General features: G+C 72.7%; 14 protein-coding genes. 10 read left to right on the forward strand and 4 right to left on the reverse strand.

The features are described 5' to 3' along the window. The coding region (locus FRZ03_RS19205; RefSeq protein WP_186785499.1) for a PucR family transcriptional regulator ligand-binding domain-containing protein at positions 1–668 on the reverse strand (668 nt) is incomplete at its 3' end. A gap of 194 nt (positions 669–862) precedes the next feature. Between FRZ03_RS19205 and FRZ03_RS19210 the strand changes: the two genes are divergently transcribed. Genes FRZ03_RS19210 through FRZ03_RS19220 form a run of 3 tightly spaced genes read left to right on the forward strand, consistent with a single transcriptional unit; the run spans position 863 to position 5,053 of the window. Next, a complete protein-coding gene (locus FRZ03_RS19210) occupies positions 863–2,335 on the forward strand; it encodes a sodium:solute symporter family protein (RefSeq protein ID WP_146466398.1) in 1,473 nt (490 codons plus the stop codon). A 55-nt stretch (positions 2,336–2,390) separates the two neighbouring features. Beyond that, positions 2,391–3,362, forward strand: a complete 972-nt coding sequence (gene speB / locus FRZ03_RS19215) for an agmatinase (RefSeq protein WP_146466399.1) — start codon at positions 2,391–2,393, stop codon at positions 3,360–3,362. Between the two features lie 5 nt (positions 3,363–3,367). Next, positions 3,368–5,053 carry a thiamine pyrophosphate-binding protein gene (locus FRZ03_RS19220; protein ID WP_146466400.1) on the forward strand — a complete coding sequence of 562 codons (1,686 nt, stop codon included), beginning with the start codon at positions 3,368–3,370 and terminating at the stop codon, positions 5,051–5,053. Here FRZ03_RS19220 and FRZ03_RS19225 read toward each other — a convergent pair. Continuing rightward, positions 5,050–5,451: an ATP-binding protein gene (locus FRZ03_RS19225; protein ID WP_146466401.1), complete on the reverse strand. Its 402-nt coding sequence runs from the start codon at positions 5,449–5,451 to the stop codon at positions 5,050–5,052. The genes FRZ03_RS19220 and FRZ03_RS19225 overlap by 4 nt on opposite strands. Positions 5,452–5,701: 250 nt before the next feature. Here FRZ03_RS19225 and FRZ03_RS19230 point away from each other — a divergent pair, with 250 nt between their 5' ends. Beyond that, positions 5,702–6,457 (forward strand): GntR family transcriptional regulator, encoded by a 756-nt coding sequence (locus tag FRZ03_RS19230; RefSeq protein WP_146466402.1) that lies wholly within the window; start codon positions 5,702–5,704, stop codon positions 6,455–6,457. Positions 6,458–6,478: 21 nt separating this feature from the next. On the opposite strand, the gene FRZ03_RS19235 is transcribed toward FRZ03_RS19230, so the two are convergent. Continuing rightward, on the reverse strand, positions 6,479–6,814 hold the full coding sequence (locus FRZ03_RS19235; RefSeq protein WP_146466403.1) for a hypothetical protein: 336 nt from the start codon (positions 6,812–6,814) through the stop codon (positions 6,479–6,481). Beyond that, positions 6,804–7,292, reverse strand: coding sequence for an Imm50 family immunity protein (locus FRZ03_RS19240; protein ID WP_186785500.1), 489 nt, complete (start codon positions 7,290–7,292; stop codon positions 6,804–6,806). The genes FRZ03_RS19235 and FRZ03_RS19240 overlap by 11 nt, the downstream gene beginning before the upstream one ends. A 161-nt stretch (positions 7,293–7,453) precedes the next feature. Between FRZ03_RS19240 and FRZ03_RS19245 the strand changes: the two genes are divergently transcribed. The 6 genes from FRZ03_RS19245 to FRZ03_RS39210 all read left to right on the forward strand — a co-directional run. Then, positions 7,454–8,377 carry a serine hydrolase gene (locus FRZ03_RS19245; RefSeq protein ID WP_146466405.1) on the forward strand — a complete coding sequence of 308 codons (924 nt, stop codon included), beginning with the start codon at positions 7,454–7,456 and terminating at the stop codon, positions 8,375–8,377. A gap of 63 nt (positions 8,378–8,440) precedes the next feature. Continuing rightward, positions 8,441–9,487, forward strand: coding sequence for an esterase-like activity of phytase family protein (locus FRZ03_RS19250; RefSeq protein WP_146466406.1), 1,047 nt, complete (start codon positions 8,441–8,443; stop codon positions 9,485–9,487). A 90-nt stretch (positions 9,488–9,577) separates the two neighbouring features. Next, complete coding sequence (locus FRZ03_RS19255) at positions 9,578–13,297, forward strand: ABC transporter ATP-binding protein (protein ID WP_146466407.1); 3,720 nt, start codon at positions 9,578–9,580, stop codon at positions 13,295–13,297. 122 nt (positions 13,298–13,419) lie between these two features. Continuing rightward, a complete protein-coding gene (locus tag FRZ03_RS19260; RefSeq protein ID WP_146466408.1) occupies positions 13,420–13,809 on the forward strand; it encodes a hypothetical protein in 390 nt (129 codons plus the stop codon). A 120-nt stretch (positions 13,810–13,929) separates the two neighbouring features. Further along, positions 13,930–15,789 carry a glycoside hydrolase family 3 protein gene (locus tag FRZ03_RS19265; protein WP_146466409.1) on the forward strand — a complete coding sequence of 620 codons (1,860 nt, stop codon included), beginning with the start codon at positions 13,930–13,932 and terminating at the stop codon, positions 15,787–15,789. Between the two features lie 227 nt (positions 15,790–16,016). Next, a partial coding sequence (locus FRZ03_RS39210; protein ID WP_186785501.1) for a vWA domain-containing protein occupies positions 16,017–17,998 on the forward strand: 1,982 nt, incomplete at its 3' end.

The following is a 17,998-nucleotide window of genomic DNA, read 5'->3' on the forward strand; positions in this document are numbered from 1 at the left end:
GAGGGCCCCGCCGAGCCCGCCGGCCGGACCACCCGCGCCAGTGCCGCCAGCGACTCCCGGACCCCCGGCTCCGGTTCACGGCCCGCCGCCGCGATCCGCGTGCCGTCCGGGCCGTGGAGCACCGCGTACCCGCCGAGCCGCTGGGCCAGCCGGCGCAGTACGGCCGGCACCGGGTCGGGCCGGGCGGCCGCGGCGGCGAGACTCCGCTGGGCCTCGGTGACCCGGCGCAGCTCGGCCAGCCCGGCCTGCGCCATCAGCTGCCACACCGCGCGCGCCACACCCGAGAAGGTGGTCCGCGGCGGGACCTCCAGCAGCGGCAGCCCATGCGTGTCGCAGGCGGCCACCAGGGCGTCCGGAACCGTCTCGTGCACCGGCGCCAGCCCGAAGCCGAGGGCCGCGCCGCCCGCCGCGACGATCCGGGCGACGTACGCGTCGAAGAAGGCGTCCGGCGCCGACGCGTCGGGGATCTGCACGCCCGCCGTCAGCAGCAGCTCGCCACCGAGCAGATAGGGGTACGGGTCGGCCATCTCCGAGGTGTGCGCCCAGTGGATCACGACGTCCGCGCCACGGGGACCCGCGATCTGGCGCAGGGCGAGGTCGGCACGGGCCAGCAGGGCGGACAGCGGGACCGGCGGGGTGGGCGGGACCGGCGCGGGGCTGTTCACCATGGTGTGCGTTTCCTCCACTGCCGCATCCCTGCAATGGAGGAAACGTACACTTCGCAGTCGCTTTCCGGCCACCTAATGTCGGTCCGGAGCCGACGGCCGCGGGTACGGGCGGATGTCCCCGCGATCCGCCGTCGGCGTGTCCCCACCGCATCTGCACGACACGCCACCGGAAAGTGCGCGAAGGAGGGCCCCACATGGCCGTCGACTACACGGTGATCGTCCTGTATCTCGCCGGGATGCTGGCCATGGGCTGGTGGGGCATGCGCCGCGCCAAGTCCAAGAGCGACTTCCTGGTGGCGGGCCGGCGCCTCGGGCCCGCGATGTACTCGGGCACCATGGCCGCGATCGTCCTCGGCGGCGCCTCCACCATCGGCGGCGTCGGCCTCGGCTACCAGTACGGCCTCTCCGGCGCCTGGATGGTCTTCACCATCGGCCTCGGCCTGCTGGCACTCTCCGTGTTCTTCTCCGCGCGTATCGCCCGCCTGAAGGTCTACACGGTCTCCGAGATGCTGGACCTGCGCTACGGCGGCCGGGCGGGCGTGATCTCCGGCGTGGTCATGTGGGCGTACACCCTGATGCTCGCGGTGACCTCCACCATCGCCTACGCCACGATCTTCGACGTCCTCTTCGACATGAACCGCACGCTGGCGATCGTCATCGGCGGCTCGATCGTCGTGGCGTACTCGACCCTCGGCGGCATGTGGTCCATCACGCTCACCGACATGGTGCAGTTCGTCGTGAAGACGATCGGCGTGCTGCTCCTGCTGCTGCCGATCGCGGTGATCCGGGCGGGCGGCTTCGGTGAGATGAAGGCCAAGCTGCCGACCACGTACCTCGATCCGCTGGGCATCGGCGGCGAGACCATCTTCACCTACGTGCTGATCTACACCTTCGGCATGCTGATCGGCCAGGACATCTGGCAGCGCGTGTTCACCGCCCGCAGCGACCGCACCGCCCGCTGGGGCGGCACGGTGGCCGGAACCTACTGTCTGGCCTACGCCGTGGCCGGCGCGGTGATCGGCACGGCCGCCAAGGTGCTCTACCCCGAGCTGACCAGCCCCGACGACGCCTTCGCCACCATCGTCAAGGCCGAACTCCCCGTCGGCGTACGCGGGCTGGTGCTGGCCGCCGCCCTGGCCGCGGTGATGTCCACCTCCTCCGGCGCGCTGATCGCCTGCGCCACCGTCGCCAACAACGACATCTGGTCGCGGCTTCGCGGAGCCGTCCGCCGGGGCGCCGACCCCGGTCCCGGGGCGCACGACGAGGTCTCGGGCAACCGCGCCTTCATCCTGGTCATGGGCCTCGCGGTGATCGGTACGGCGATCGCGCTCAACGACGTGGTGGAGGCGCTGACGGTGGCGTACGACCTCCTCGTCGGCGGTCTGCTGGTGTCGATCCTCGGCGGCCTGCTGTGGAAGCGCGGCACCGTGCAGGGCGCGCTGGCCTCCGTGATCACCGGCGGTCTGGCCGTCATCGCCCTGATGGCCGGGTACGGCATCCTCGCCAACGAGCCGGTGTACTACGGCCTGCTGGCCTCCCTGGCCGCCTACGTCGTCGTCTCCCTGGCCACCAGGCCGACCGACGAAACCGTCCTCGCCGCCTGGCGCGACCGCCTGGCCGGACGGGCCCCCGAACTCCCTTCCGAACCGGTCACGGCTCACCAGTAGAGTCGTCAGGAAAGCAGTACATGCGCCGCGAAGCGCAGGAAAGAAGGCATTTCACATGAGCGGCAACGAGACGCCCCGCGGTCCCGTCGACTCCTCCCGCGTCCCGCGGTACGCCGGGCCCGCCACCTTCGCCCGGCTGCCCCGCCTGGACGAGGTCGGCGCCGCCGACGTCGCCGTGGTGGGCGTGCCGTTCGACTCCGGCGTCTCGTACCGGCCGGGCGCCCGCTTCGGCGGCAACGCCATCCGCGAGGCGTCCCGGCTGCTGCGCCCGTACAACCCCGCGCAGGACGCGTCGCCGTTCGCGCTGGCGCAGGTGGCGGACGGCGGCGACATCGCGGTGAACCCGTTCAACATCAACGAGGCGGTCGAGACGATCGAGGCGGCGGCCGACGACCTGCTCGGCACCGGCGCCCGGCTGATGACCCTGGGCGGCGACCACACCATCGCCCTCCCGCTGCTGCGCTCGGTGGCGAAGAAGCACGGCCCGGTCGCCCTGCTCCACTTCGACGCCCACCTGGACACCTGGGACACCTACTTCGGCGCCGAGTACACCCACGGCACCCCGTTCCGCCGCGCGGTCGAGGAGGGCATCCTCGACACCTCCGCCCTCTCCCACGTGGGCACCCGCGGCCCGCTGTACGGCAAGCAGGACCTGACCGACGACGAGAAGATGGGCTTCGGCATCGTCACCTCCGCGGACGTCTACCGCCGGGGCGCCGACGAGGTCGCCGACCAGCTGCGCCAGCGCATCGGCGACCGCCCGCTGTACATCTCCATCGACATCGACTGCCTCGACCCGGCGCACGCGCCCGGCACCGGCACCCCCGAGGCGGGCGGCATGACCTCCCGCGAGCTGCTGGAGATCCTGCGCGGGCTGGCCGGCTGCAACCTGGTCTCCGCGGACGTCGTCGAGGTCGCCCCGGCGTACGACCACGCGGAGATCACGTCCGTGGCCGCCTCCCACACGGCCTACGAACTGACCACCCTCATGTCCCGCCAGATCGCGGCGGCCCGGAAGGACGCGTAAGCGACGTGACGCACGACCACGACCTGGTACTCCAGCCGACCGCCGCCCAGCGGGAGGCCGCACTGAACCCGCCCCCCGGCCGCAACGGCGGAGACCTGGTCGTGGAGACGCTGGCCGGGCTGGGCGCGACGACGGTCTTCGGGCTGCCCGGCCAGCACGCGCTCGGCATGTTCGACGCACTGCGCCGCTCGTCCCTGCGCTATGTGGGCCTGAGGGTGGAGAACAACGCGGGCTTCGCGGCGGACGCGTACGGCCGCGTGACGGGTGAGGCGGCTCCGCTGTTCCTGTCGACGGGCCCGGGCGCGCTCACCTCCCTCGCGGCCCTCCAGGAGGCGGCCTCGGCCTCCGCCCCGGTCCTCGCGATCAGCAGCCAGGTCCCGACGGCGGGCCTGGGCGGCGGCCGCCACGGCTACCTCCATGAACTCCCCGACCAGTCGGCCTCGTTCCGGGGCGTGGTCAAGTCCGTCCACACGGTCCGCGCCCAGTCCCAGATCCCCTCCGCCATCGCCGCCGCCTGGAAATCGGCCCTGTCGGCCCCGCACGGCCCGGTGTGGGTGGAGATCCCGCAGGACGTCCTGCTCGCGCCGGCCTCCGTGCCGGTGGTGACGGCGCCGGACGCGACCCCGGAGGACCTGCCGCCGCGCCCCGAACTGACGGCGGTCGCCGCGGACCTGCTGTCCCGCGCGTCCCGCCCGGCGATCATCGCGGGCGGCGGGGTCGTACGGTCGGACGCGTCGGGCAAGCTGCTGGCGCTGGCGGAGAGGCTTCAGGCCCCGGTGGTGACGACCTTCGGCGGCAAGGGGGCGTTCCCCTGGGAGCACCCGCTGTCCCTCCAGTCCTGGCTGGAGGACCGGTACACGACGGACTTCCTGGAGGACGCGGACGTCCTGCTGGTCGTCGGCTCGGGCCTGGGCGAACTCTCCTCGAACTACCACACGTTCAGGCCGCGTGGCCGGGTCGTGCAGATCGAGGCGGACCTCGGCAAACTGGAGGCCAACCACCCGGCCCTCGGCATCCACGCGGACGCGCGCCTGGCGCTCCAGGCACTGCTGGAGACGGTGGACGCCCGCACGGACCCGGAGGCCCCGGCCCGGGTGCGTGCCCTGCTGTCCCGCGTCTCGGCCCGCATCGCCGCCCAGCAACTCACCCTGGAACAGGACGTCCTGGCCGCCGTCCGCCGCGCCCTGCCCGCCGGCGCCCCCTCCTTCTGGGACATGACGATCCTGGCCTACTGGGCGTGGTCGGCCTTCGACCCCCGGGGCGCGAACACGATGCACTCGGCCCAGGGCGCGGGCGGCCTCGGCTACGCCTTCCCGGCGGCACTGGGCGCGGCGGCGGCCGACCCGGCCCACCCGGTCCTCGCGGTCTCCGGCGACGGCGGCGCCCTCTACTCGATCGCCGAACTGGCCACGGCCCGCCAGTACGACCTCCCCGTCACCTGGCTGATCGTCGACGACGGCGGCTACGGCATCCTGCGCGAGTACATGACGGACGCCTTCGGCGAACCGACCGCGACGGAACTCCACCGCCCTGACTACGTGGCCCTCGCCGAGTCCTTCGGCGTCCCGGGCGTGCGCACGACACCGGAGACGCTGGAACGGGACCTGGCGAAGGCCCTGTCCACCCCGGGCCCCTCGGTGGTCGTCCTCCCGGCGGTCCTGCGGATGTTCGCGCCGACGCACCTGGGTTAGGCGAAGGGGCGCAGCGGTAACTCGGCCCAGACGGCTTTGCCGATGCCGCGCGGGCGGGGGCAACAGCCCCACCTGCCGGCGAGCGCGGCGACGATGGCGAGACCGCGACCATGCTCGTCGTCGGCGTCGGCCGCTTTCGGCCGGGGCCGTGCGTCGTTGGCGTCGGCGACCTCCACGCGCAACCGGCCGTCGTACCGCGCGACACGCACCCCGATCTGCCGGCCGAACGGCCTGCGGGCGTGCTGGACGGCGTTGCTCATCAGCTCCGAGAGCAACAGCTCGGCGCTGTCCGCCACTTGGGCGTCGATCTTCCATTCGGTGAGCTGCCTGCGCAGCAGCGCGCGTGCCCGTCTTGCGCTGCGGGGGCTGTGAGGCAGCCGCCAGTTCTCCTCCGCCATGTCGGTGACAGAGGAAGGTTGGGGGGAGCTGCGGTCCGGCACGGGTACCTCCGGGTATTGGTCACCAGCACGAACTCATACGGTCATGCATCTCTAGAGATGTTGGAGTAAAGCGCCGCTCCGCACGCCTGACAAGGGCTTCTCTAGACAAGTAATCCCTCCGTGTGAACGGTGGTGTCCTGGCCGCCCGACCGGGGACGGAACCCTCTGTGCCTAGGATGTCTAGAGATGATCAGGAGGAGGGGTCTGGATGAGCCGGGAGACAGGGCGGCAGCCCAAGTACCAGCGCATCGCGGCTGAGCTGCGAGCCGCCGTCGACGCCGGTCGCTACGGTCCCGGGGACCGGCTGCCGGGCGAGAACGACCTGATGGCCGAACACGGTGTCGCCCGCATGACGGCCCGCCAGGCGTTGGGCCTGCTCCAGACGGAGGGCATCGCCGAAGCCCGTAAGGGTGCCGGGGTCTTCGTGCGGGACTTCCGGCCCATCCGCCGCCGTGGCATCGAGCGGCTGGCGCGGGCGCAGTGGGGTGAGGGGCGTTCCGTCTGGTCGGCCGACATCGGGAACCGGGAACTGGCCGTCGACTCCGTAGAGGTGGCGCAGGAGCCCGCGCCGGCCGCTGTCGCGGGGGTCATGGGCCTGGATGAGAACGCGGACCTCTGCGTGCGTCGCCGTCGCTTCGTACTCGACGGCAAGCCGGTGCTGCTGTCCACGTCATATCTGCCGGCCGACCTCGTCGCGGACACCCCGATCACCCAGCCGGACACGGGTCCGGGCGGCGTTTACGCCCGCCTGGCCGACCTCGGTCACGCCCCCGCCCGTTTCCGCGAGGAGGTCCGCTCCCGGATGCCCGGCCCGGACGAGGGCGAACGTCTGGCCCTGCCGTCCGGCGTCCCCGTGGTCCAGATCGCCCGCACGGCCTTCGATGCCGAGGGCCGGGTGGTGGAGGTCAACGAGATGGTGCTCGACTCCGCCGCCTATGTCCTGGAGTACGACTTCGAGGCGTGAACAGCCTCTCGCGCGGCATGCTCATGAACTCCCCGGAGCCGTCCGGAAGGAACGGGTGCGCGGCGTGGTCATGTCCGCCGCCTCGAAGTTCAGTGACGAGCCCTGGGCCGCGACGGACACCGTGATGCCGTTCTCCGTCCTTTCGAGCCGTACGTCCTTGCGCCCCGGCGGTCCCCAACCGCGCACCGACACATTGCGCACGTCGGTGAAGGCGAGGAAGAACTCGAAGCCCTCATGACCCTCCTGGCCGGTGAACCCGAGGGTGGCGGAGCGCTGCCGCTCATCGAGGTGCACGTAGAACAGGTCGTGGTCGCTCAGCGCGGAAGGCGTCGTCAGAGCGGCGAGTTCAGCGTGCATAGAAGGTCTTCTCCCAGGGGTCCGGGACCGTCGAGTACCGTCTCGCGTCCACCTTGCCGAGGAAGTGGTGCGGACCGTCGTCCGAGCCGTCCGGCCCGAGCCGGAAGCCGCTCAGATGACCGGCGAGCACATCCGCACTGGCGGTGAAGTCCAGGAAAGCACCGCCGTCCGCGGAGGCCGTCACCCGGATCCGGTGCTCACCGCCCGGCAGGGGCGCCGTCGAAATCCGGGCCGTGACGGGCGGCTCCCAGGCGGACAGCTCCAGGTCGGCCACCGCCAGGAACCGGAGATGGCACTGGACGGTGTCGACTCCGGACGCCGTCCAGTCGTCCGGCAGGGAAGCGGCCGCCGCGGGCAGATCGAGCCGTAGGGTGACCTGCGGCCCACGCCAGTCGAGATGGACGGAACGCAGCCGGACCGAGTCCAGCGGAGGGAGTTCCGCTCCGTAAAGGGGAGCGATGAGCTCCGCGTTCCGCACTCGAAGACCTTCCGGCATCCCCCAAGCATCCCCGCCCCCGCGCCCGTTGGCCGACCCGCCCCTGAGAACATGTGTGCAACTTCCGACCGCCCCTGCGAGTCAAAAGGCCGTAAGTGCCCGCAAGGGGTGTGTTCTCACGTCGTTCTCAGGGGGATTCCTCCATGGATCACCGCATCAGCCGGCGCGCCAAGGCGTCGGTGGCGGCGCTCGGTGTCGCGCTGCTCATACCCACCGTCGCGGCCGCCACCCCGGCCGCCGCGGCCACACCCGCCGTCAGCTGCACGTCCGCGAAGAGCGGGCTCGCCGCCAAGCTGAAGAAGGACATCACCGCCGCGCTCGCGAACCGCAAGGGCACCGTCGCCGTCGGGGTCTACGACCGCTCCACCAAGACGACCTGCACCCTGCGCGCCACCAGCGCCTACGACTCGGCGAGCACCGTCAAGGTCACCGTGCTCGCCACGCTGCTGTGGGACGCCAAGAAGCACGACCGGCTGCTGACCGGCACCGAGTCCTCGCTCGCCACCGCCATGATCACCAAGTCGGACAACACCGCCACCAGCAAGCTGTGGAAGCAGCTGGGCGTGACGAAGATCAAGGGCTTCCTCGCCGCCGCCAAGATGACCAAGACCGTGCCGGGCTCGGGCGGTTACTGGGGTCTGACGCAGGAGAACGTCAACGACGAGCAGAAGCTGCTCCAGCTGGTCACCGCGAAGAACAGCGTGCTCAGCGACAACTCCCGTGCCTACATCCAGAAGTTGATGGGCAAGGTCATCTCCTCCCAGCGCTGGGGCACCCCCGCCGGCGCCCCCTCCACCGTCTCCGTGCACGTCAAGAACGGCTGGCTGCAGCGCTCCACGCACGGCTGGCGGGTGCACAGCCTCGGCACCTTCAACGGCGCCGGGCACGACTACATGATCTCCGTGCTCACGCAGGACAACAGCACCATGGGCTACGGCGTGACCACCATCCAGAACGTCGCCAAGGCCGTCCACAAGGACCTCGTGCCGACCACCGCCAAGACCGCGCTCTACGTCCCGACCAGCAAGCCGAGCGAGGCCTTCGTCGCCACGCCGTCGCAGGGCTGATCCCGGGTCGCGTTCACCGCGGGGCCTCCCGCGCGTCACCGGCGCGCCGTACGGTGATCGACCATGCGCCTGAGAACCGTACTCGCCACCCTCACCGCCGGCCTGGCGGCGGCCACCTCGCTGACCGCCGCCGGGACCGTCCAAGCAGCCCCGGCCGGCCCCGCCGGCCCGGCCGCCCGGCACGCCTGTTCGTCCGCCGTCACGATCGACGGCTTCTCCGACGCGCTCGACAAGACGACGTACCACGGCACCTTCGTCGGCAACTTCTCCGCCCTCGCCGTGGACCGGGACGGCTCCCTGGCCGCGCTGTCGGACCGCTCCGACCTGTTCCGCCTGGACGGCGAGACGCTCGCGCCCGAGGGCGTCGTCCACCTCGCCGACGAGCAGGGCGCCGACCTCGACTCCGAGGGCCTCGTCATCGACCGGGACGGCACGCGGCTGGTCGGCTCCGAGACCGAGCCGTCCGTCCGGCGCTACACGCGCGACGGCAGAATCCTCGACCGGCTCCCCGTGCCGTCCTCCCTCCTCGTCGCCCCGGCCGGCCGCGCCACCTCCAACCAGACCTTCGAGGGCCTGACCCTGCTGCCCGGCGGCCACACCCTCCTCGCGTCCATGGAGGAGCCGATCGCGGGCGACGCCGCGGACCTCGTCCGGTTCCAGACCTGGACCCGGACCGCGGGCGGGCGCTTCCGGCTCGCCGCCCAGTACGCCTACCGCATCGACGCCGGCCTCGGCGTCCCCGAGGTGCAGGCCACGCCCGACGGCCGGCTGCTCGTCCTGGAGCGCGGCTTCACCGCGGGCGTCGGCAACACCGTCCGCCTCTACCTCGCCGACCCCCGCCACGCCTCGGACACCAGCGGCATCGGGAACCTGACCGGGCAGCCGGACGTGCGGCCGATCCGCAAGACGCTGCTCGCCGACCTCGCCGACTGCCCCTCCCTCGGCGCCACCGCCAAGCAGCCCCAGCCCAACCCCCTCCTCGACAACATCGAGGGCATGACCGTCACCGGCCGTGACCGCACCGGGCGCCTGAAGGTCCTGCTGGTCAGTGACGACAACCAGAACGCCGTCCAGACGACCCGCTTCTACCACCTGCGCATTCGCGTCTGACCCACGGCCCCCGTTTGTTGCGGAGGGATGAAATCCGCTCCCGCCCGCGTTGGTGCCTTCCGGTGGAGAACGACAACCGGGAGGCACCGCGTGCGACCACATCGGGGATGGGCGAGACGACTCGCCGGCTATGCCTGGCGGTATCCGAAGGACGTCGTCCTGGCGCTCGGCGCCTCCCTCGCCGGCATGGCCGTCACCGCCGTGGTCCCCCTGATCACCAAGGTGATCATCGACGACGTGATCGGCGCCCACACCCGCTCCATGGCCCCCTGGGCCGGTGCCCTGGTCGTCGCCGCCGTCCTCGTCTACGGCTCCACCTATGTGCGCCGCTTCTACGGCGGCCGGCTCGCCCTCGACGTCCAGCACGACCTGCGGACCGAGATGTACGACACGATCACCCGCCTCGACGGCCGCCGCCAGGACGAGCTGTCGACCGGGCAGGTCGTGGGCCGCGCCACAAGCGACCTCCAGCTGATCCAGGGCCTGCTCTTCATGCTCCCGATGACCATCGGGAACGTGCTGCTCTTCCTGGTCTCCCTGGTGATCATGGCCTCGCTGTCGCTGCCGCTGACCCTGGTCGCGCTCGCCGTCGCCCCCGCGCTCGGCTGGATCGCCAAGCGCAGCCGCAGCCGGCTGCACCCCGCCACCTGGTACGCCCAGGCCCAGGCCGCCGCCGTCGCGGGCGTGGTCGACGGCGCGGTGAGCGGCGTCCGCGTGGTCAAGGGCTTCGGGCAGGAGGAGCAGGAGACCGGCAAGCTGCGGGCCGTCGGCCGCAGGCTGTTCGCCGGCCGGCTGCGCACCATCCGCCTGAACAGCAAGTACACCCCCGCCCTCCAGGCCGTGCCGGCGCTGGGCCAGGTCGCCATGCTGGCCCTCGGCGGCTGGCTGGCGGTGCGCGGACACATCACCCTCGGCACCTTCGTCGCCTTCTCCACCTACCTCGCCCAGCTGGTCGGCCCGGTCCGCATGCTGGCGATGGTGCTCACCGTGGGCCAGCAGGCCCGCGCCGGCACCGAGCGCGTCCTGGAGCTGATCGACACCGAGCCGTCGATGGCGGACGGCACCAGGGAACTGCCCGCCGACGCGCCCGCCACCGTCGAGTTCGACGACGTGTCCTTCGGGTACGGCGGCGATTCCACGGTCCTGGACGGGCTGAGCTTCGAGATACGCCAGGGTGAGACGCTGGCGGTGGTCGGGTCCTCCGGTTCCGGCAAGTCCACCCTCTCCCTGCTCCTGCCGCGCTTCTACGACGTCACCCACGGCGCCGTCCTGATCGGCGGCCACGACGTCCGCGAGCTGACCCTGTCCTCGCTGCGGGCCGCGATCGGCCTGGTCCCCGAGGACTCGTTCCTGTTCTCCGACACGGTCCGCGCCAACATCGCCTACGGCCGGCCCGACGCCTCCGACGAGGAGATCGAGGCCGCCGCCCGCGCCGCCCAGGCGGACCGTTTCATCCGGGAACTGCCCGAGGGCTACGACACCAAGGTCGGCGAGCAGGGCCTGACCCTCTCCGGCGGCCAGCGCCAGCGCGTCGCCCTCGCCCGCGCCCTGCTCACCGACCCCCGGCTGCTGATCCTGGACGACGCCACCTCCGCCGTGGACGCCCGCGTCGAGCACGAGATACACGAGGCCCTCAAGCAGGTGATGCGGGGCCGGACCACCCTGCTGATCGCCCACCGCCGCTCCACCCTGAACCTCGCCGACCGCATCGCCGTCCTCGACCACGGCCGGCTCGCCGACCTCGGCACCCACGAGGAGCTCCAGCGGCGCTCCGCCCTCTACCGCCGGCTGCTGACCGACCCGGACGAGCTGGGCGGCGTCTCCCCGGGCCACGCCCTGCCGGCCGGGCCCACCGAGGACGACACCCTGCGCGAGGAGCTGGACGCCGAGTACGACGCCGAGCGGGGCGTCACCCCCCGCCTGTGGACCGGCGACCGCACGCCCGAGGACCAGGCGCCGGCCGGCACCCCGGCCACCCCCGAGCTGCTCGCCCAGGTGGCCGCGCTGCCCCCGGCCACCGACACCCCCGGCATCGACGAGGAGCGGGCGGTGCAACCGGAGGACTCCTACGGGCTGCGCCGCCTGCTGCGCGGCTTCGGGCTGCCGCTGCTGGCCAGCCTGGCACTGGTCGCCGTGGACGCGGGCGCGAGCCTGGTGCTGCCGGTGCTGATCCGGCACGGCATCGACGCGGGCGTCAGCAAGCTGGCCATCGGCGCCGTCTGGTCCGCCTCGCTGCTCGCCCTGCTGGTGGTGCTGGTGCAGTGGGCCGCGCAGATCGGCGAGAACCGGATGACCGGCCGTACCGGCGAACGCGTCCTCTACACGCTGCGACTGAAGATCTTCGCGCACCTCCAGCGGCTCGGCCTCGACTACTACGAGCGCGAGCTGACCGGCCGGATCATGACCCGGATGACCACCGACGTCGACGCCCTGAGCACCTTCCTGCAGACCGGCCTGGTCACCGCGTTCGTCTCGGTCGTCACCTTCTTCGGCATCATGGGCGCCCTGCTGGTGATCGACGTCCGCCTCGCCCTTGTCGTGTTCACCACGCTGCCCCCGCTGATCGTGGCCACCTTCTTCTTCCGCCGGGCCAGCGTGAAGGCGTACGAACTCGCCCGCGAGCGCGTGTCGGCGGTCAACGCCGACCTCCAGGAGTCCGTGGCCGGGCTGCGGATCGTCCAGGCGTTCCGGCGCGAGCGCGACGGCGGGCGGCGGTTCGCCGGGCGCAGCGACAGCTACCGGAGCGCCCGGCTGCGCGGACAGCGCCTGATATCGGTCTACTTCCCGTTCGTGCAGCTGCTGTCCTCGGTCGCCGCGGCGGCCGTGCTGATCGCGGGCGCGCGCCGGGTGGAGGACGCCACCCTCACCACCGGCGCCCTGGTCGCCTACCTCCTCTACATCGACCTGTTCTTCGCGCCCGTGCAGCAGCTGTCCCAGGTCTTCGACGGCTACCAGCAGGCCACCGTCTCGCTCGGCCGCATCCAGGAGCTGCTGCGCGAACCGACCTCCACCGGGGCGGCCGAACAGCCCGAGGAGGTGCGGTCGTTGCGCGGCGACATCGCCTTCGAGGGCGTGAGCTTCGCGTACGGCGACAACGAAGCGGCGCTGCGCGACGTCGACCTGACGATCCCGGCGGGCCAGACGGTGGCCTTCGTCGGCGAGACCGGCGCCGGAAAGTCCACCCTGGTCAAGCTGGTGGCCCGGTTCTACGATCCCACCGCCGGGCGGGTCACGGTCGACGGCACCGATCTGCGCGCCCTCGACCTCACCTCCTACCGGCACCGGCTCGGCGTCGTCCCGCAGGAGGCGTACCTGTTCCCGGGCACCGTCCGCGACGCCATCGCCTACGGCCGCCCCGACGCCACCGACGCCGAGGTGGAGGCGGCGGCGCGGGCGGTCGGGGCGCACGAGATGATCGCCACCCTCGACGGCGGCTACCTGCACGAGGTCGCCGAGCGCGGCCGCAACCTCTCGGCCGGCCAGCGCCAGCTGATCGCGCTCGCCCGCGCCGAACTGGTCGATCCCGACATCCTGCTGCTGGACGAGGCCACGGCCGCCCTGGACCTCGCCACCGAGGCCCAGGTCAACCAGGCCACCGACCGCATCGCGGGCCGCCGCACCACGCTGGTGGTCGCCCACCGGCTGACCACCGCCGCCCGCGCCGACCGGGTGGTGGTGATGGACCACGGCCGGGTCGCCGAGGACGGCACCCACGAGGAACTGCTCGCCCGCGGCGGACGGTACGCGGAACTGTGGCGGACCTTCGCCGGCCGGCCCGAGGACGAGGAGCCGGTCGGGGCCGTCCGCTGAGCCCCTGTGGTGCGTGTGGCTCGTACCGTTGACGGTCGTGCAACCATCCGCCAGACCCCGGCGTCCGTACGTCTGTACGGCCGCCGGGGGAGGGCTTGGCTGCGCTTCGGGGAGGACAGCAAGTGGACAGTGGCGCGATACGCCGGCGCCTCTCGCTCGGCGCGGCCCTGCTGGCCGCGTCCGGGCTGCTCGCCTTCGCGGCGTCCGGCACCGCACAGGCCGCGCCCGGCAGCTGCGCGGGGCACGAGGTGAGAAGCGTTCCCTTCGGCTCGGGTGTCACCCGGGTCTACAAACGCGGGGACTACATCTGCGCCGTCACCGTCGCCCGCCGGCCCGGCACCGTCCGCACCATGTCGGTCAGCGTCCAGGCCCGCGGCAGCCGCCCGGCCACGGACTCCGGCCGCTACAGCCGGCACGCCGGTCCGGTGACCGTGCACGCCGGGCACCGCTGCGTGTGGATCCGCGGCTCGATCGGCGCGGAGTCCGTCAGCACCGGCTGGATCCTCTGCTGACCAGGCGTCTCCCTCGACACGCTGGGTGCTGTCCGTTCCCTTGACGGAAAGAAACTTCCCGGATATTGGTGACTCCTCGGAAGTTTCCTTCAGCGGTTCTCCTCCTGGGAAGGAGCGCACGTGCCCGACACCAGCACGGGAAGCGACACCAGCAAGAGAGACACCGGTACCACCCGGAACGCCGCACGGCCGTCCCGGCGCACCGTCCTCGCCGCCACCGCCGGCCTCACCGCCGCGCTGACCGTGCCGGCCACCGCCCACGCCGACACGCCGGACGATCGCTCACTGCGCGCCCTCCTTTCGCGGATGACGCTGGAGGAGAAGGTCGGCCAGCTCTTCGTGATGCGGGTCTACGGCACCTCCGCCACCGCCCCCGACCAGGCCGACATCGACGCCAACCTCGGCGAGCTGGGCGTGCGCACCGCCGCCGAGCTGATCGCCAAGTACCGGGTCGGCGGGATCATCTACTTCACCTGGGCCCACAACACCCGTGACCCGCACCAGATCCTGGAGCTGTCCAACGGCATCCAGCAGGCGTCCCTGGCGCAGCCGCGCGGGCTGCCGATGCTGATCGCCACCGACCAGGAGCACGGCGCGGTGTGCCGGGTGGGCAAGCCCGCGACGCTCCTCCCCGGCGCCATGGCGATCGGTGCGGGCGGCTCCCGGGCGGACGCCCGCGGCCTCGGCCGGATCTCCGGCACCGAACTGCGCGCGCTCGGCATCAACCAGGACTACTCGCCGGACGCCGACGTGAACGTCAACCCGGCCAACCCGGTGATCGGCGTGCGCTCCTTCGGCGCCGACCCGGCGGCCGTCGCGGGGCTGGTGGCGGCCGAGGTGAAGGGCTATCAGGCGGCCCGGGTCGCGGCCACCGCCAAGCACTTCCCGGGCCACGGCGACACCGCCGTCGACAGCCACTACGGCTTCCCGGTCATCACCCACAGCCGGGAACTGTGGGAGAAGCTGGACGCGGTGCCGTTCCGGGCGGCCATCGCGGCGGGCATCGACTCGATCATGACCGCGCACATCCAGTTCCCGGCCCTGGACGACTCCGGCGACCCGGCCACCCTCTCCCACCCGATCCTCACCGGCATCCTGCGCGGTGAACTCGGCTACGACGGCGTGGTGATCACCGACTCGCTCGGCATGGAGGGCGTGCGCACCAAGTACGGCGACGACCGGGTGCCGGTGCTCGCCCTGAAGGCGGGCGTGGACCAGCTGCTCAACCCGCCGTCCATCGACACGGCCTGGAACGCGGTCCTGAAGGCGGTCCACGACGGCGAGCTGACCGAGGCCCGCCTCGACGAATCGATCCTGCGCATCCTGCGGCTGAAGACCCGGCTCGGGCTCTTCGCGCAGCCGTACGCCGACCGCCTCGCGGTGGACCGGGTGGTGGGCACGAAGTCGCATCTGGCCGCGGCCGACCGCATGGCGGAGCGCACCACGACCCTCCTGGTCAACGAGGGCGGCACCCTCCCCCTCGACCGCCGCGCGGAGCACCGCCTCCTGGTGGTGGGCGCCGACCCGGCCTCCCCGTCGGGCACCACGGGGCCGCCCACGGGGGTGCTGGCCGCCGCCTTCACGGAGCTGGGCTTCACCGCCACGGCGCTGTCCACCGGCACCGCCCCCTCCGCCGCGACCGTCGACAAGGCGGTGGCCGCCGCCCAGGACGCGGACGCGGTGGTCGTCGCCACCTACAACGTGACCGCGGGCAACTCCCAGCGGGCGCTGGTCGACCGCCTGGTGGCGACGGGCAGGCCGGTCGTGGCCGTCGCCGTGCGCAACCCCTACGACGTGGCCCAACTCCCGTCCGTGCGGGCCTGCGTGGCGACGTACTGCTGGACCGACGTCGAACTGCGTGCCGCCGCCCGGGTGATCGCCGGCCGGGTCGAGCCGCGCGGCAAGCTCCCGGTGCCGGTGCAGCGGGCCGACGACCCGAGCCGGGTGCTGTACCCGATCGGCCACGGTCTGACGTACTAGCGCGCACCGGGCCGCCGTGGTCCTCCGGCCGGCCGCCACCGGTGGCCGGCCGGCGGTGTGCCGTGAGCGTGCCGTGAGCCGCCGCCGTGCGGGTGCGGGGCCCGGCGGCGGTGGGCTCATCGGCCGAGGGGCGGCGTGGTCGTGGGGGTTTCGGGGCGAAATGTACTTATGGTGCCGAATGGCGGTCCGCTCGGACGGGTTGCCGCCGGCACCGAGGAAAGGTCCCGATGAACCACAGAATCCGCCTGGCCGCGGCGGGGGCGTTCGCCCTCGTGGTGGCCGCAGTCCCCGCCGCCGCCGGCGCGGCGGCCCCGGGCGCTCTCGCCCACCGGGCCGTGCCGGTGCCCGGACCCGACAGCACCGTCGTCACCGTGCGCACCGGCGGCGACCGGGCGGCGACCGACGTGCCCGCGCCGCTCGCCGGGGTGCGCCTCGCGCTCTTCGCGGACCCGGACGCGACGCAGCCGATCGACGCCGACTGGGCCCGCTGCACCTCGGACGCCGACGGCGACTGCTCGTTCGTCGTCCCGGACACCGGCGCGGGCGAGGACAACAACGGCCGCGTGCTGACGGTCGGTCAGACCGGCGCGCCGGCCGGCTGGTACACGAACCCCGTGCTGCGCACCGGACCGGGCAGCGGATCGAACTCCGTGGCCTCGCCCTACCGGTTCCGGACCCCGGCGCTCCAGGGCGGGGCCACCTACCGGTCCACCCGCGAGTTCATGTACAGCACCGACAACGGCCTGCCGACCCGCTCGGGCGGCGTGTGGCAGACCTCGCGCGACAACCCGCCGCTGCCGTCCTCCTGCGGCCTGGACGTGGCCCTGGTGCTCGACCTGTCCGCGTCGGTCGGCAGCCAGCTGCCCGCGCTCAAGGCCGCCGCCGACGCCTTCACCGACGCGCTGACCGGCACGCCCTCACGGCTGGCCCTGTTCTCCTTCGACCAGGAGTCGCCGTCCACGAGCGTCGGCGTGAACTACCCGCAGCTCCAGTCGGTCTCGACGCCGGCCGGGGCCGCCGCGTTCAAGAGCAGGTACGCGCACTGGACGCTGGGCCGCGGCACGAACTGGGACCGCGCGCTGTGGGCGGTGGCCCGGGCGCCGGAGCACTACGACGCCGCGGTGGTGCTCACCGACGGCAACCCGACGCGCTTCGGCAGCCTGCACGGCGACGGCGCCAACACCCACTTCATCGACGTCGAGAACGGCATCTTCTCCGCCAACTCGGTGAAGGCGGAGGACACCCGGGTGATCGCGCTCGGCGTCGGCAAGGGGGTCGAGGGCGTCTCCGGCCTCAACCTGCGGGCCATCTCCGGGCCCACCGGGTTCGACGGCGGCAACACCGCCACGGCCGACTACTTCCAGACCGCGGACTACGGCCAGGCCGGCCAGGAGCTGCGTGCCCTCGCCCTCGGCAACTGCACCGGCACCCTCAACGTGGTCAAGCAGATCGTGCCGCCGGGCACCACCGGCGAGGACGTGACCGGCGCCGAACCGGCCGGGCCCGGCTGGACCTTCGGCGCCTCCACCACCACCCCCGGCGTCACCGGCCTGCCCGCCTCCGAGACCACCGGCGCGGACGGCACCGGCACGGTCACCTTCACCCCGGGTTTCGGCACCAACGAGCAGGCCGCGGTGACCGTCGGCGAGACGCAGCACCCCGGCTACGAGCTGGTCACCCAGGGGGGCCGGAACGCGGTCTGCACCGACCTCGACACCGGCGCGGACGTCCCCGTCGAGAACACCGCCACGGCCTCCGGACCGGGCTTCACCGTGGACGTCCCCCGGCAGGACGCCGTCAGCTGCACCGTCTACAACCGGGCGGCGGAAGAGGAGGAGCCCGCCGACGTCACCGTGGACAAGGTGTGGGATGTCGACGGTCACCGCTACCCGGACGGCTCCCAGCCGGACGGCCTCGGCGCCGAACTGACCCTCACCGGCCCCGGGGTGACGCCCGCCACCCCGCAGCCCTGGGGCGTCGCCCGGCCCGGCTACTCCGTCGGCGACGCGGTGACCGTGGCCGAGGACGTCCGTACCGAGGGCTCCGAGTGCACCGTCACGGGCTCCGAGGTCACCGGCGTCGACGGCACCACCGTGCACCTTCCGCTGCCCCACACGACCGTCCTCACCGGACCGCACCGGCACCTGACCGTCACCAACACCGTGACGTGCGAGCCGGGCGGCGGCCACGGCGGCGGATACGGCGACGA

The organism is Streptomyces misionensis, assembly GCF_007896895.1.
In the GTDB taxonomy this organism is placed as follows: Bacteria; Actinomycetota; Actinomycetes; order Streptomycetales; family Streptomycetaceae; genus Streptomyces; species Streptomyces misionensis_A.

Bases quoted from the DNA above. Each gene is read 5' to 3' on its own strand.
- FRZ03_RS19210 (WP_146466398.1), top strand. From the start codon at position 863: ATGGCCGTCGACTACACGGTGATCGTCCTGTATCTCGCCGGGATGCTG.
- speB (WP_146466399.1), top strand. From the start codon at position 2,391: ATGAGCGGCAACGAGACGCCCCGCGGTCCCGTCGACTCCTCCCGCGTC.
- FRZ03_RS19225 (WP_146466401.1), bottom strand. From the start codon at position 5,451: ATGGCGGAGGAGAACTGGCGGCTGCCTCACAGCCCCCGCAGCGCAAGA.
- FRZ03_RS19230 (WP_146466402.1), top strand. From the start codon at position 5,702: ATGAGCCGGGAGACAGGGCGGCAGCCCAAGTACCAGCGCATCGCGGCT.
- FRZ03_RS19235 (WP_146466403.1), bottom strand. From the start codon at position 6,814: ATGCACGCTGAACTCGCCGCTCTGACGACGCCTTCCGCGCTGAGCGAC.
- FRZ03_RS19245 (WP_146466405.1), top strand. From the start codon at position 7,454: ATGGATCACCGCATCAGCCGGCGCGCCAAGGCGTCGGTGGCGGCGCTC.
- FRZ03_RS19250 (WP_146466406.1), top strand. From the start codon at position 8,441: ATGCGCCTGAGAACCGTACTCGCCACCCTCACCGCCGGCCTGGCGGCG.